Raw genomic sequence first — 13,026 nt, 5'->3', positions numbered from 1 at the left:
GCCGACCTGCTGCTCGACATCGACGTCCAGGGGGCCCGCCAGGTCCGCGAGAGCGGGGTCCCGTGCGTGTCGGTCTTCATCCTTCCGCCCGACTACGCCACCCTCGAGTCGCGACTCCGGCTGCGGGGGAGCGAGGCCGAGGGGCAGATCGCCGAGCGCCTGGCGCAGGCCCGCGTCGAGGCGGAGGAGTACGTCCATTACGACTACGTCGTCGTGAACGACGAGATCAAGCGCGCGACCAAGGAGCTCCGGGCCATCGTCCGCGCCGAGCGCGCGCGCCGCTCGCACCGGGAGTCCGAAGTCCGCCGCATTCTCGCGACCTTTCCCGCCCGGACGTCCCGGGCCTAACGGAGCCTCGATGTTCAAGATCCCCGAGAACCTGGATTCGAAGTACCGGTTCGTGATCCTCTCGGCGCTGCGCGCCGAGCAGCTCCAGGTGGGCGCGATCCCGCGCGTGAAGGCGACCTCCCACAAGCCGACCGTCATCGCGCAGCAGGAAGTCGCCGAAGGGCTCGTCGGCGAGTGGGACCCCTCCCAGGAGGTCCCGATCGACGAGGCCGCCGAGCTGATCGAGGAATAGGGCCGTGCTCGTCGCGCTGGGCGTGTCGGGCGGGATCGCCGCGTACAAGGCGGCCGAGGTTCTCCGCGGACTGACCAGGGCCGGAGCCGACGTCCGCGTGCTCATGACCGAGAACGCGACGCGTTTCGTCACCCCGCTCACCTTGCGCACCCTCTCCGGCCATCCCGTTCAGACCGGGGTGTGGGACATGACCGAGGAGGAGACGGTCCGGCACATCGATCTGACGCGGCAGATCGACGCCCTCGTGGTCGCCCCCGCGACCGCGAACGTCCTCGCGAAATTCGCGCACGGGATCGCCGACGACCTCCTGAGCACGTTCTACGTCTCGGTCGTCAAGCCGATCGTCCTCGCCCCCGCGATGAACACGCGCATGTGGCTCAATCCGGCGACGCAGGAGAACGTCCGCCTGCTGAAGGCGCGCGGCGCACGCATCGTCGATCCGGAGGCGGGATGGCTCGCGGAGCGCGAGAGCGGGTGGGGCCGGCTCGCCGCGCCGGAGGCGATCGTGGAGGCGGCGCTCGCCGCCGCCCGGCTTTCGTCGGTCCTCTCGGGGCGGAAGATCGTCGTCAGCGCCGGGCCCACCCGCGAGGCGATCGACCCGGTGCGGTACCTGTCGAACCGCTCCTCCGGGAAGATGGGGTACGCGATCGCCTGCGCCGCGGCGAGGCGCGGGGCGTCGGTCACCCTCGTGAGCGGGCCGGTCGACCTGGCGCCCCCCTACGGCGTGGAGGTCGTCCGCGTGACCACCGCCGCGCAGATGCGGTCGGCCGTGCTCGAGGCGCGCCGGGGGGCCGCCGCGGTCTACATGGCCGCCGCGGTCGCCGATTTCGTTCCGCGCGCGGAGGCCTCGAAGATCAAGAAGTCCGGGGACACCCCGCTCGTGCTCACCCTCGAGCAGGGGCCGGACATCCTCGCCGAGCTCGGGCGCACGAAGGGGAACGAGATCCTCGTGGGGTTCGCCGCCGAGACCGACGACCTCCTCGCCAACGCGGCCCGCAAGCTCGATGCGAAGGGCGCCGACTTCATCGTCGCCAACGACGTCGCGGGCACGGGGATCGGTCTCGACGCCGACCGCAACGCGGTGACCGTCCTCGGCCGGGACGGGTCGCGTCGCGACGTGCCGGAGGCCTCCAAGGCGGAGATCGCCGAGGCGATCCTCGATCTCACGCTCGCCGGCGGGGCCGCGTGAGCTCGCGCCGGGACCGCGTGCGGCGCGGCGCCGCGGAATGGGTGGCGTACGCGAAGGATCTCGGCGTCCGCGAGCTGCGGATCGCGAGCGCGACGGCCGACGTGGCGGGCGCCTCCGAGACGCTCGACGCGATCCGGGCCGACCTCGGCGACTGCACCCGCTGCAAGCTGTGCGTCGGCCGGAAGAACCTCGTGTTCGGCGTGGGCGACCCGCGGGCCGGGCTGATGTTCGTCGGGGAGGGGCCGGGAGCCGACGAGGACGCGAAGGGCGAGCCGTTCGTCGGCCGCGCCGGCCAGAAGCTCAACGAGATGATCCGCGCGATCGGTCTCTCGCGCGAGCAGGTGTACATCGCCAACGTCGTCAAGTGCCGGCCCCCGGACAACCGCACGCCCGAGCCCGACGAGGTCGCGACGTGCTCGCCGTTCCTGTTCCGCCAGATCGAGGCGATCGCGCCGAAGGTGATCGTCGCGCTCGGCGCCCCCGCGGCGAAGACGCTTCTCGGGACCAAGGTGGGTATCACGCAGCTTCGCGGGAACTGGGGGAGTTTCCGGGGCATCCCGGTGATGCCCACGTTCCATCCGGCCTATCTCCTGCGCGCGTACACGGTGGAGAACCGTCGGCTGGTCTTCGAGGACCTCAAGGCGGCGCGCGCGCGCCTCCAAGGCTGACGGAGCGGGCGTGGTCGCCGCGCCCCCGAGCTTCGCCGCCGTCGCCGTTCCCGTTCCGCTGCGGCGCACGTTCACCTACCGCGTCCCCGACGCGCTCGCCGGGACGGTCCGCGTCGGGACCCGGGTCCGGGTGACCTTCGCGCGCCGTCGCGTGGTCGGCACGATCGTCGCGCTCCCCGAGCCCGCCCCCGGGGACGACGTCGCGGTGCGCGACGTCGAGGGGATCGCCGAAGGGGAGCCCGAGGTCGACGCCACGATCCTCGCCCTGACCCGCTTCGTTGCGGACTACTACCTGTGCGGCTGGGGCGAGGCGATCGAGAGCGCGCTCCCGCCGGTCGTGAGACGCCCGCGTCGCGCCGCGGTGAAGGCGGTGGCCGGCGAGGCGCCCCCGCGGCTGGCGGCGACCCCCGCGCAGGTCGAGGCCGCGCGTGTGATCGACGCGGCGCTCTCCCTCGGCCGCTTCGCGCCGTTCGTGCTGTTCGGGGCGACCGGCTCGGGGAAGACCGAGGTCTACCTGCGCGCGGCGGAGGTGGTGCTGGGCCGTGGAGGAGGGGTCCTCTACCTCGTCCCCGAGATCGGGCTCACGCCGCTTCTGGTCTCCCGCCTCGAGCGCCGTTTTCCCGGGGAGATCGCGGTCCTCCACAGCGGCCTGAACGCCGGCGCCCGGCGCGAGGCGTGGGAGGCCGTGAGGACCGGGGCCCGCCGGTTCGCGGTCGGGGCGCGCTCGGCGATCTTCGCGCCGATGGCGCGTCCGTCGCTGATCGTCGTGGACGAGGAGCACGACGGTTCCTACAAGCAGGAGGACGCGCCGCGCTACAACGCGCGCGACCTCGCTCTGGTCCGCGCGCGCGAGTCGGGATCGGTCGTCCTCCTGGGGTCGGCGACGCCCAGCCTGGAGTCGTTCCACCACGCCGTGAACGGGCGGTACGGCCTGATCCGGCTGGGCGGGCGGGTCGAGGACCGCCCGCTCGCGCGGGTCGAGGTCGTGGACATGCGGCGGGAGTACCGCGAGACCGCCGAGCCGCGCGTCCTGTCCCGCGCCCTCGAGGTGGCGCTCGGAGAGACCTTCGCGCGAGGCGAGCAGTCGCTGGTCCTGCGCAACCGCCGCGGCTTCGCCCCCGCGCTGCTCTGTCCGGTCTGCGGGGAACGCGTGGGCTGCCGGCGATGTTCGGTCGCGCTGACGTGGCATCGGGCGGAGCGCCGGTTGCGGTGCCACTACTGCGGGCTCGAGGAGGTCGTGCCCGACGCGTGCCCGTCGTGCGGGACCGAGGGGCTGCACGCGGTGGGGCAGGGGACCGAGCGCGTCGAGGAGGAGCTGCGCGCGCTGCTCCCCGACGCCCGCATCGCGCGGATGGACCGGGACACGGTGCGCCGCAGGGGAGCGCACGAGGCGATGTTGCGCGCGTTCGCCGCGCGCGAGATCGACGTGCTCGTCGGCACGCAGATGATCGCCAAGGGGCACGACTTCCCGAACGTCACGCTCGTGGGCGTGGTCTCCGCCGACCAGACGCTGGGTCTTCCCGACTTCCGGGCGGGCGAGCGGACGTTCCAGCTGCTCACGCAGGTCGCGGGGCGCGCCGGGCGCGGGCGCAAGCCCGGTCGGGTGATCGTCCAGGGATTCGACCCGGGACACCCGGTGCTCGCGGAGGCCGCCGCGCAGGACTACGAGGCCTTCTACGCGCGGGAGATCCTCTACCGGCGCGCGCTGCGCTACCCTCCGCTCACGGCGCTCGTCGAGATCGTGGTCAGCGACCCCGACGAGGTCAAGGCGTGGCGAGGCGCCCAGCGCGTCGCCGACGCGCTCGCCTCGGAGGGGGGATCCCGACTGATCGTCGGCGGGCCGGGACCGGCTCCCCTCGCGCGCCTGAAGGGGAAGTACCGCCAGCAGATCCTCGTGCGCACGGCGGGACGCCGGCGCCTGGTCGACGCGGTCTCCCGCGCGATCGAGGCGACCGCCCGGGAGGTGCCGTCCCGGGGGGTCCACGTGGACGTCGACCCGGTGAGCGTGTTGTGAAGGCGATCGTCACGTCGATCCTCGAAGCGAGCGCCGAGGCGGTCGAGCGGCGTTTCGCGGAGGTGCCGGCGGGCTCGTCCCTCGTCGAGATCCGCGCCGATCGCCTGCGTCCCGCGGAGGTCGCGGGGCTCGTCGCGCGCTCGCCCCGCCCGGCGATCGTCGCCGCGCGCCGCCCGTCGGAGGGCGGGACCTTCGACGGCTCCGAGGAGGAGCGCCGCGCCGTCCTGGAGGCCGCCCTCGACGCGGGGGCCGCGTTCGTCGACGTCGAGCACGAAGGCGCACTCGAGCCGCTCGCGTGGGGGCCCGCCGCGGGGCGGGTGATCCTCTCGCACCACGGCGGCCCGTGCGACGCCGCGGCGCTGCTCGCGAGACTCGACGCGATGGCGTCGTCGCCCGCGGCGCGTCTGAAGCTCGTCCCGGTGGCGTCCTCCCCCGACGAAGCCTGGGCGATCCGTTCGGTGCTCGAGCAGGCCGAGCGCCTCGGCCGTCCCCTCGCGGCGTTCGCGATGGGGCGCCCGGGGGCGGCGACGCGCCTGCTCGCGCCGTCGTGGGGATCGTGGGGCACGTACGGCGCCGTGGCCGCAGGGCGCGAGACGGCGCCGGGTCAATGGACGGCGGCGCAACTCGACGGGAGGTGGGACGTCCTGAGGATCGGTCCTTCGACGCGGCTATTCGGTCTCGCCGGGGCCGACCTCTCGCGAAGCCCGTCCCCCGCGATGCACCTCGCCGGCTACCGCGCGCTGGGGCTCGACGCGCGGTACCTGCCGCTCGAGGCGGACCGGTTCGAGTCGGTCGTCGCCTGCTGCGGCGGATCGGGCGCCCTGGGCATCGAGGCGATCGGCGTGACGATCCCCTTCAAGGAGGACGCGGCGCGCATCGCGCTCCCGGGCGATGCCTACGCCCGCGCCGCGAGGGCGGTGAACACGCTGGTCTTCCGCGACGACGTCGCCTCGGGGTTCAACAGCGACGCCCCCGCGGTCGCGGCGTGCGTGCGCGCTCGCCTCGACCCTGCGGGACTCGAGGTTGCGGTCGCGGGATCCGGTGGCGCCGCCCGCGGCGCGGCGGTGGCCCTTCGGGAGGCCGGGGGGAACGTCACGCTCTACGCGCGCGACCCGGATCGCCTCGCGAGGGCCGCCGAGGAGTGCGGCGTCGCCCGGCGCCCGATCGCGCAGCTGCCGTTCGCGCGCTGGGACGTCCTGATCCAGGCGACGCCGGTCGGTGGGAAGGGGGAGCGTCTGCTTCCCGCGCGGGCCCTGCGGGGGCGCCTGGTGCTCGACATGGTCTACGGACCGGTGCCGACCCCGCTCCTGGCGGACGCCCGGGCCGCGGGACTCGAGGTCGTCGACGGGTTCGAGATGCTCGTCGCGCAGGCGGAGCTGCAGTTCCGCCTCATGACCGGCCACCCGGCCCCCGCGGGGGTGCTGCAGCATGCCGGCCGCGCCTGGCTTGACGGCCCGGGAGGGCCACAATAACCTCTCGCGCATGAATCGACCGCTCGCCGCAGCCGCCTTGGCCCTCCTGGTCGCGCTCTCCCCGGGCTGCGCCCGAAAGGAGATCCGAGGCGAGGTCTCGACGGGACTCGACCGCAAGCTGTCGACCTTCGCGTTCATCGAGGACGGAGACCTGGTCGCCTTCATCGTCGACGTGCGCGCGACGCAGTACCGCGAGAAGGACGCGTACATCCCCTTCGAGGTGGCGATCGCGAACCGCGGATTCCGCTCGATGACGCTGACCCGCGAGTCGTTCGTGCTCGTGGACGAGCAGGGGAACCGGTACCCGGCCGCGAGCCCGAAGGAGCTCCTGCAGGGATACGAGTTCCTCGACCTCGACCGGAGACTCGCCGAGATCTCGGACATCACCTTCAACAAGTTCTCGACCTTCACGCGGTACCGCAGCAAGTTCAGCCCGACCCGCCAGGTGCCCCAGGTCCCCGGGGAGGCGACGCTCGTGCAGGACACCGTCGTGCTGCCGAAATTCGGGTACCTGATCGACTTCCTCTACTTCCCCACGCCGCCCGGCGGGGTGAAGGGGAAGAAGTTCGAGATGTTCCTGAAGACGCCCGAGCTGCCGGACGCCGTTTACGTGAAGTTCCAGGTGAACTGAGGGCGCCGTGCCGCGCGAACTCCCATGGGCCGCTCCGCCGCGTACAACCTCGAGGGTTCCGCTCTCGAGTCCGCCGCCCGTCGCGGCGGCGTAGTTCCCCTCGTCCGCGAGGTCCCCGCGGATCTCGTCACCCCCGTCGGCGCCTTCCTCGCCCTGGCCGCTGCGGCTCCCCGCGCGTTCCTTCTCGAATCGGCCGAGTCGGGCGTCCGCACGGGGCGCTGGTCGTTCCTGGGATGGGAGCCCACCGCCTCCCTGGCGATGGGGGCCGAGGAGGCCGATCCGCTCGGGCGCCTGCGCTCCGTTCTGGCGCGTTATCGGCCCGTGTCCGCGCCCGGCGTCCCGCCGTTCGCCGGGGGGCTCGTCGGGCGGTTCGATTACGAGGCGGTCCGCTGGTTCGAGCCGGTGGGCTCGGGGCGCGACCCCGCTCCGCGCGCGCACTTCGACCTCTACGAGACCGTGGTCGCCCTCGACCACCTGCGGCGGCGGGCGCTCGTCGTCGTGAACGTCGACCCGTCGCGATCGACGCTCGAGCGCGAGGCGCGCGCGGCGCGCGAGCGCGCGGAGGCGATCGCCGCCGTGCTCCTGGCCCCGACGATCCCTCCGGCGCCGCCGGCCCCGGCGGCCCCCGAGACGGAGATACGCTCGAACACCCGTCGCGAGGACTTCCTCGCGGGCGTGGAGCGGCTCCAGGAGCACATCCGGGCCGGCGACATCTTCCAGGCGGTCCTCAGCCAGCGGTTCACGCGGTCGTTCGCGGCCTCGCCCTTCTCGGTCTACCGCGCGCTCCGGCGGATCAACCCGTCTCCCTATCTGTTCTTCCTCAAGGAAGGGGATCGCGCGCTCGCGGGTTCGTCGCCGGAGATGCTCGTGCGGTGCGCGGAGGGTCGGATCGAAACGCACCCGATCGCGGGAACGCGCCCGCGGGGCGAGGACCCCGAGCGCGACGAGGCGCTCGAGGCGGAGCTTCGCGCCGACCCGAAGGAGAACGCGGAGCACCTGATGCTCGTGGACCTCGGTCGCAACGACCTGGGTCGCGTCGCCCTCCCGGGGAGCGTGCGCGTCGAGCGCTACGCGGCGGTGGAGCGTTACTCGCACGTGATGCACCTGGTCTCGCGCGTCACGGGGCGGCTCGCCCCGGGGCGCGACGCGCTGGACGCCTTCGCGGCGGCCTTCCCGGCGGGCACGGTGACCGGTGCGCCCAAGGTCCGCGCGATGCAGCTGCTGGACGCGCTCGAGCCGGAGGAGCGCGGGCCGTACGCCGGGGCGGTGGGCTACCTCGATTTCCACGGGAACCTCGATTCGTGCATCGCGATCCGAACGCTCGTCGCGGAGCGCGGCACCGCGTCGGTGCAGGCGGGGGCGGGGATCGTCGCCGACTCGGTCCCCGAGCGTGAGTACGAGGAGACGGTGTCGAAGGCCCGAGCGCTGTTCCACGCGGCGGAGCTCGCCGAGGAGGGGACGTCGTGAGGGTGTTCCTCCTGGACAACTACGACTCCTTCACCTTCAACCTCGCGCAGTACCTCCAGGAGCTCGGCGCGGAGGTCGACGTCGTCCGGAACGACCGGATCGGCGTGGAATCGGTCCTGGCCGGCGGGTACGACGCGGTCGTGATCTCGCCGGGGCCGGGTCGGCCGGAGGCGTCGGGGATCACCGTGCCGCTCGTGCGGGCCTGCGCCGGCGTCGTGCCGCTGCTCGGGGTCTGCCTCGGGCACCAGGCGATCGGCCACGCGTGGGGCGCCAGCGTGGTCCGTGCGCGGGAGCTCATGCACGGGAAGACCTCGGCGGTCTTCCACGACGGCCGCACGGTCTTCCGCGACCTCGCCTCGCCGTTTCCGGCGACCCGTTATCATTCGCTGGTCGTCGATCCGTCGGGGCTCGCCCCCGAGATCGAGGTGAGCGCGCGCACCGAGGACGGCACCGTCATGGGACTGCGCCACCGCGACGTCGTCGTCGAAGGGGTCCAGTTCCACCCGGAGTCGGTCCTCACTCCCTCCGGACATCGCCTGCTCGGGAACTTCCTGGAGCTGTCGAGGGGCGGGGCCCGTCGATGAGCGCGATCCGGGGGATCCTCCGCCGCCTCGCCGACGGACACGATCTGACCCGCGAGGAAGCCTCCGCGGCGATGGGCGAGGTCGTCGAGGGCCGGGCGACCCCCGTCCAGATCGGCGCGTTCCTGGTCGCGCTGCGGATGAAGGGGGAGACCGTCGACGAGATCGTCGGCTGCGCCGAGGCGATCCGCTCGCGCGCGCTGCGCGTGCGCTGCGACGATCCCCGCGCGCTCGACACCTGCGGCACGGGAGGGGACGGCGCGGGGACCTTCAACGTCTCCACGGCGGTCGCGTTCGTCGCGGCCGCATGCGGTGCCACCGTCGCCAAACACGGGAATCACGGCGTCTCGAGCGCCTGCGGAAGCGCCGACGTCCTGGAGGCGAGCGGCTTCGACCTCGGGGCGCCCACGGCCCGGGTGGAGCGCTCGCTCGCCGAGCACCGCGTGGCCTTCCTCTACGCCCCCGCGTACCACCCGGCCGTCCGTCACGCCGCGGCGCCGCGGCGGGAGATCGGCGTGCGGACCGTCTTCAACGCGATCGGCCCCATGGCCAATCCCGCCGGCGTGAAGCGACAGGTGCTCGGGATCTACGACGGCCGCCTGCTCGAGCCGGTCGCCCGCGCGCTGGGGGAGCTCGGCTCCGAGCACGTCCTGGTCGTGCACGGCCTCGACGGCCTCGACGAGATCTCGTGCGCGGCGCCGACCGACGTCGCGGAATGGCGGGAGGGCACCTTGCGGAGATTCACGATCGCGCCGGAGGACGCGGGGGTCTCGCGCTACCCGCAAGACGCCATCCGCGGCGGTCCTCCCCGCGAGAACGCGCGACTGCTCCGCGAGGTCCTCGCCGGCGCGGCGCCGGAGGCGTTCGTGGAGGTCGTGGCGCTGAACACCGCCGCGGCGCTCGTCGTGGCCGGGCTCGCGGCGGACCTGCGGGACGGTGCGGCGCGATCCCGTCGGGCGATGCGGGACGGCTCGGCGGTGGAGACGTTCCGGCGCGCCGCGGCGGAGAGCCGAGGGGAACGGCCGTGAGCGTCCTCCGGCGGATCGCGGACGGGGTGCGCGCACGCCTGCCGGAGCTGCGCCGCCGGGCCGGCGCCTGGGCCGCTCGGGCGGACGCGCAGCCTCCCGCGCGCGACTTCGCCGGGGCGCTGACCGGGGATCCCGGCCTTCGCGTGATCGCGGAGTTCAAGCCGGCTTCGCCGTCGCGCGGGTCGATCCGCCCCGATGCGGACGTCCGGGCCTTCGCGCGGGCGTTCGAGGCGGGAGGCGCCGCGGCGATGTCCGTCCTGACCGAGCCGGAGTTCTTCGGCTCGGGGCTCGATCGCCTCGAGGCGGCGCGGACGGCCTGCTCCCTTCCGCTCCTCCGGAAGGACTTCCTGCTCGACCCGGTGCAGATCGACGAGGCCCGCGCGAGCGGCGCGGACGCGGTGCTGCTGATCGTCGCCCTGCTGGACGACGCACGGTTGCGCGACCTGATGCAGGCGGCGGCGGGGCGGGGCATGGCGTCGCTCGTCGAGGCGCACGACCGGGCGGAGGCGGAGCGGGCCTTGACCGCCGGCGCGGGCCTGCTCGGGGTCAACCAGCGGAATCTGGACACGCTCGAGATCGACCCCGGGCTCGTGGAGCGGATGCTCCCGACGCTTCCGCGCGGGGTGCCGGTCGTCGCGGAGTCGGGACTGCGCTCGCGCGACGATCTCCGGCGCCTGCACGCCGCGGGGTGCCGGGCGTTTCTCGTCGGGACGACGTTGATGGAGGCGCCGGACCCGGCGGCGGCGCTGAGGGGGTGGCTCGCGTGAAACGGGTCGTGGTCAAGGTCTGCGGGATCACCGAGGAGCGCGACGCGATCGAGGCGGTGCACCTGGGCGTCGACGCGCTCGGATTCAATTTCTGGAAGGAGAGCCCGCGCTACGTCGAGCCCACGGCGGTCCGCCGCATGGTCGACAAGCTCCCGGCTCTCGTGCACAAGGTCGGCGTGTTCGTCAACGACCCGCTCATCCGCGTGCTCGAGGTCGCGCGCGAGGCCGGGCTCACCGCGATCCAGTTCCACGGCGACGAAGTCCCCTCGCTGTGCGCCGCGGTCGCCCCGATGCCGTGGATCAAGGCGGTGCGTGTCGGAGCGGACTTCGATCCCGAGTCGCTGTCGCGTTACGCGACGACGACCTACCTCCTCGACGGGCACCGCGACGGCGCCTACGGCGGAACCGGCGCCGTCTTCGAATGGCGGCGCGCGCGGGCGTGGTCGGTGTACGGGAACCTCGTGATCGCGGGGGGGCTCGACCCGCAGAACGTCGCGATGGCGATCGAGGACGCGCGCCCCTACGGCGTCGACGTCGCCTCGGGGGTGGAGATCCTCCCCGGAAAGAAGGACCTCGACCGTCTGGAGCTGTTCGTCGAGGCGGTGCGGCGTGCCGAACGGCGGATCGCCCAGGAGGCGGGCGCGTGAGCGGAGGGCGCTTCGGCCCGTACGGGGGGCGCTACGTGCCGGAGACGCTCATGGCGCCCCTCGAGGAGCTCGAGCGCGCGTACGGCGAGGCACGCTCCGACGCCGCCTTCGCCGCGGAGCTCGACGGGCTGCTGCGCGGCTTCGCCGGTCGGCCCACCCCCCTGTACCGCGCCGACCGGCTCACGCAGGCCTGGGGCGGCGCGACCGTCTGGCTGAAGCGCGAGGACCTGCTGCACACCGGCGCCCACAAGATCAACAACGCCCTCGGCCAGGGGCTGCTCGCGCGACGGATGGGAAAGCGGAGGATCCTCGCCGAGACGGGGGCGGGGCAACACGGGGTCGCGACGGCGACCGTGGGCGCGCGGCTCGGCCTCGACACCGTCGTCTACATGGGGGAGCAGGACTGCCGGCGCCAGTCGCTCAACGTCTACCGGATGCGCCTGCTCGGCGCCGAGGTCGTCCCCGTCCTCGCGGGGAGCCGAACCCTCAAGGACGCGATCAACGAGGCGATGCGGGACTGGGTCACGAACGTCGAGACCTCGGCCTACGTGCTGGGCTCTGCGCTCGGACCGCACCCCTACCCGACGATGGTGCGCGACTTCCAGTCGGTCATCGGTCGCGAGGCGCGCGCGCAGATCCTCGTGGCGGAAGGGCGGCTCCCCGACGCGCTCGTCGCGTGCGTGGGCGGCGGGTCGAACGCCATCGGCCTCTTCCACGCCTTCCTCGACGATGCCTCGGTCGCGATGCACGGAGTCGAGGCCGGGGGACGCGGTGCGGGCGAGGGCGCGCACGCCGCGCGTTTCGACGGCGGCAGCCCCGGCGTGCTCCAGGGGACCTTCACGTGGATCCTCCAGGACGCCGCCGGGAACATCCTCCCGACGCATTCCGTGTCGGCGGGGCTCGACTACGCGGCCGTCGGGCCGGAGCACGCCTGGCTTCGCGAATCGCGTCGCGCCTCCTACTCGCGCGTGTCGGACGACGAGGCGCTCGAGGCGTTCTCGGAGCTCGCCCGGCTCGAGGGGATCCTGTGCGCCCTCGAGACCGCGCACGCGATCGCGGGCGCGCGCGGCGTGGCGCGGGCGATCGGGCGGGGCGGGGCGGTCGTCGTGAACCTCTCGGGACGGGGGGACAAGGACGTTCCCGCGCTGGCCGCGCGGGAGACGACGCCGTGAGCGGCGCGGAACGGATCGAGGCGGCGCTGCGCGCGGCCACCGGGTCGGGGAGGCTCGGGTTCGTCCCCTTCCTCGTCGCCGGAGATCCCGACCTGGGGCGGACGGCGCGTTACGCGGGCGCGCTCGCTCGCGCGGGGGCGGACGTGCTCGAGCTGGGAGTTCCGTTCAGCGACCCGCTGGCGGACGGCCCGACCATCCAGCGCGCCACCGAGCGCGCGCTCGCCTCCGGGACCGACCTCGCCGCGGTGTTGCGCGCGCTCCCGGCCATCCGCGCGGCGGCGGCCGTGCCGATCGTCCTGTTCGGGTACGCGAATCCGTTCCTTCGTTACGGCGTCGAGAGGTTCGTCGCCGACGCGGCCGCCGCCGGGGCGGACGGTGTGCTCGTGACGGACCTCCCCCCCGAGGAGGCCGCACCGCTGCGGGAGCCCTGCAGGGCGCGCGGCCTCGCGACGGTGTTCCTGGCGGCGCCGACGTCCACCCACGCGCGCCTCGCCTCGGTCTGTTCGGCCGCGAGCGGGTTCGTTTATCTCGTGTCCAGGGCCGGGGTGACCGGGGCGCGCACGGACCTTGCCGAGGGGGTCCGCGCCCTCGTCGGCCGCGTCCGCGCGCACACGTCGCTCCCGATCGCCGTGGGGTTCGGAGTCTCCCGTCCGGAGCACGTGACGGCCCTTCGCGGCGCGGCCGACGCGTTCGTCGTGGGGAGCGCCCTCGTGGACCGGGTCGGGGCCGGGGCGGACGAGCGGGAGATCGAGTCGCTCGCGCGGAGCCTCGTCGAGGCCGGTCGGGGCTGAGGCAACGGCGTGAGGGTCC

The 13,026-nt window shown here is 73.8% G+C and carries 14 protein-coding genes; all 14 read left to right on the top strand.

Features of this window, described 5'->3' with window-relative positions; genetic code table 11:
* The coding region (locus VF139_09160) for a guanylate kinase (protein HEX6851563.1) at positions 1 to 348 on the top strand (348 nt) is incomplete at its 5' end.
* A 10-nt stretch (positions 349 to 358) separates the two neighbouring features.
* Positions 359 to 580 carry a DNA-directed RNA polymerase subunit omega gene (gene rpoZ, locus VF139_09155; GenBank protein HEX6851562.1) on the top strand — a complete coding sequence of 74 codons (222 nt, stop codon included), beginning with the start codon at positions 359 to 361 and terminating at the stop codon, positions 578 to 580.
* A 4-nt stretch (positions 581 to 584) separates the two neighbouring features.
* Positions 585 to 1,769, top strand: coding sequence for a bifunctional phosphopantothenoylcysteine decarboxylase/phosphopantothenate--cysteine ligase CoaBC (coaBC, locus tag VF139_09150; protein HEX6851561.1), 1,185 nt, complete (start codon positions 585 to 587; stop codon positions 1,767 to 1,769).
* A complete protein-coding gene (locus VF139_09145) occupies positions 1,766 to 2,437 on the top strand; it encodes a uracil-DNA glycosylase (protein HEX6851560.1) in 672 nt (223 codons plus the stop codon). The genes coaBC and VF139_09145 overlap by 4 nt, the downstream gene beginning before the upstream one ends.
* A gap of 10 nt (positions 2,438 to 2,447) precedes the next feature.
* Entirely contained in the window at positions 2,448 to 4,451 is a 2,004-nt protein-coding gene (priA, locus tag VF139_09140; protein ID HEX6851559.1) for a primosomal protein N', read from the top strand.
* The gene (locus tag VF139_09135; protein ID HEX6851558.1) at positions 4,448 to 5,923 is read left to right on the top strand and encodes a type I 3-dehydroquinate dehydratase; all 1,476 of its coding nucleotides are present in this window, start codon (positions 4,448 to 4,450) and stop codon (positions 5,921 to 5,923) included. The genes priA and VF139_09135 overlap by 4 nt, the downstream gene beginning before the upstream one ends.
* Positions 5,924 to 5,933: 10 nt before the next feature.
* Positions 5,934 to 6,554, top strand: a complete 621-nt coding sequence (locus VF139_09130) for a hypothetical protein (protein ID HEX6851557.1) — start codon at positions 5,934 to 5,936, stop codon at positions 6,552 to 6,554.
* A gap of 24 nt (positions 6,555 to 6,578) precedes the next feature.
* Positions 6,579 to 8,021, top strand: a complete 1,443-nt coding sequence (locus tag VF139_09125; protein HEX6851556.1) for an anthranilate synthase component I family protein — start codon at positions 6,579 to 6,581, stop codon at positions 8,019 to 8,021.
* On the top strand, positions 8,018 to 8,605 hold the full coding sequence (locus VF139_09120) for an aminodeoxychorismate/anthranilate synthase component II (GenBank protein HEX6851555.1): 588 nt from the start codon (positions 8,018 to 8,020) through the stop codon (positions 8,603 to 8,605). Before VF139_09125 ends, VF139_09120 begins: the two co-directional genes overlap by 4 nt.
* Complete coding sequence (trpD, locus tag VF139_09115; protein HEX6851554.1) at positions 8,602 to 9,630, top strand: anthranilate phosphoribosyltransferase; 1,029 nt, start codon at positions 8,602 to 8,604, stop codon at positions 9,628 to 9,630. The genes VF139_09120 and trpD overlap by 4 nt, the downstream gene beginning before the upstream one ends.
* A complete protein-coding gene (locus VF139_09110) occupies positions 9,627 to 10,397 on the top strand; it encodes an indole-3-glycerol phosphate synthase TrpC (GenBank protein HEX6851553.1) in 771 nt (256 codons plus the stop codon). Before trpD ends, VF139_09110 begins: the two co-directional genes overlap by 4 nt.
* A complete protein-coding gene (locus VF139_09105; GenBank protein HEX6851552.1) occupies positions 10,394 to 11,044 on the top strand; it encodes a phosphoribosylanthranilate isomerase in 651 nt (216 codons plus the stop codon). Before VF139_09110 ends, VF139_09105 begins: the two co-directional genes overlap by 4 nt.
* Positions 11,041 to 12,216, top strand: a complete 1,176-nt coding sequence (gene trpB / locus VF139_09100) for a tryptophan synthase subunit beta (GenBank protein HEX6851551.1) — start codon at positions 11,041 to 11,043, stop codon at positions 12,214 to 12,216. The genes VF139_09105 and trpB overlap by 4 nt, the downstream gene beginning before the upstream one ends.
* Positions 12,213 to 13,007 (top strand): tryptophan synthase subunit alpha, encoded by a 795-nt coding sequence (trpA, locus tag VF139_09095; GenBank protein HEX6851550.1) that lies wholly within the window; start codon positions 12,213 to 12,215, stop codon positions 13,005 to 13,007. The genes trpB and trpA overlap by 4 nt, the downstream gene beginning before the upstream one ends.
* The last annotated feature ends 19 nt before the right edge of the window (positions 13,008 to 13,026 follow it).

The organism is Candidatus Polarisedimenticolaceae bacterium (genome assembly GCA_036376135.1).
Classification (GTDB): domain Bacteria; phylum Acidobacteriota; class Polarisedimenticolia; order Polarisedimenticolales; family DASRJG01; genus DASVAW01.
Note: the sequence above shows the minus strand (reverse complement) of the source record. Positions and strands in the feature narration are given on the sequence as shown.

What these genes read in the sequence shown, in the direction of transcription:
- trpD (HEX6851554.1), top strand. Translation starts at nt 8,602, where the DNA reads ATGAGCGCGATCCGGGGGATCCTCCGCCGCCTCGCCGACGGACACGAT.
- VF139_09125 (HEX6851556.1), top strand. Translation starts at nt 6,579, where the DNA reads ATGGGCCGCTCCGCCGCGTACAACCTCGAGGGTTCCGCTCTCGAGTCC.
- VF139_09130 (HEX6851557.1), top strand. Translation starts at nt 5,934, where the DNA reads ATGAATCGACCGCTCGCCGCAGCCGCCTTGGCCCTCCTGGTCGCGCTC.
- rpoZ (HEX6851562.1), top strand. Translation starts at nt 359, where the DNA reads ATGTTCAAGATCCCCGAGAACCTGGATTCGAAGTACCGGTTCGTGATC.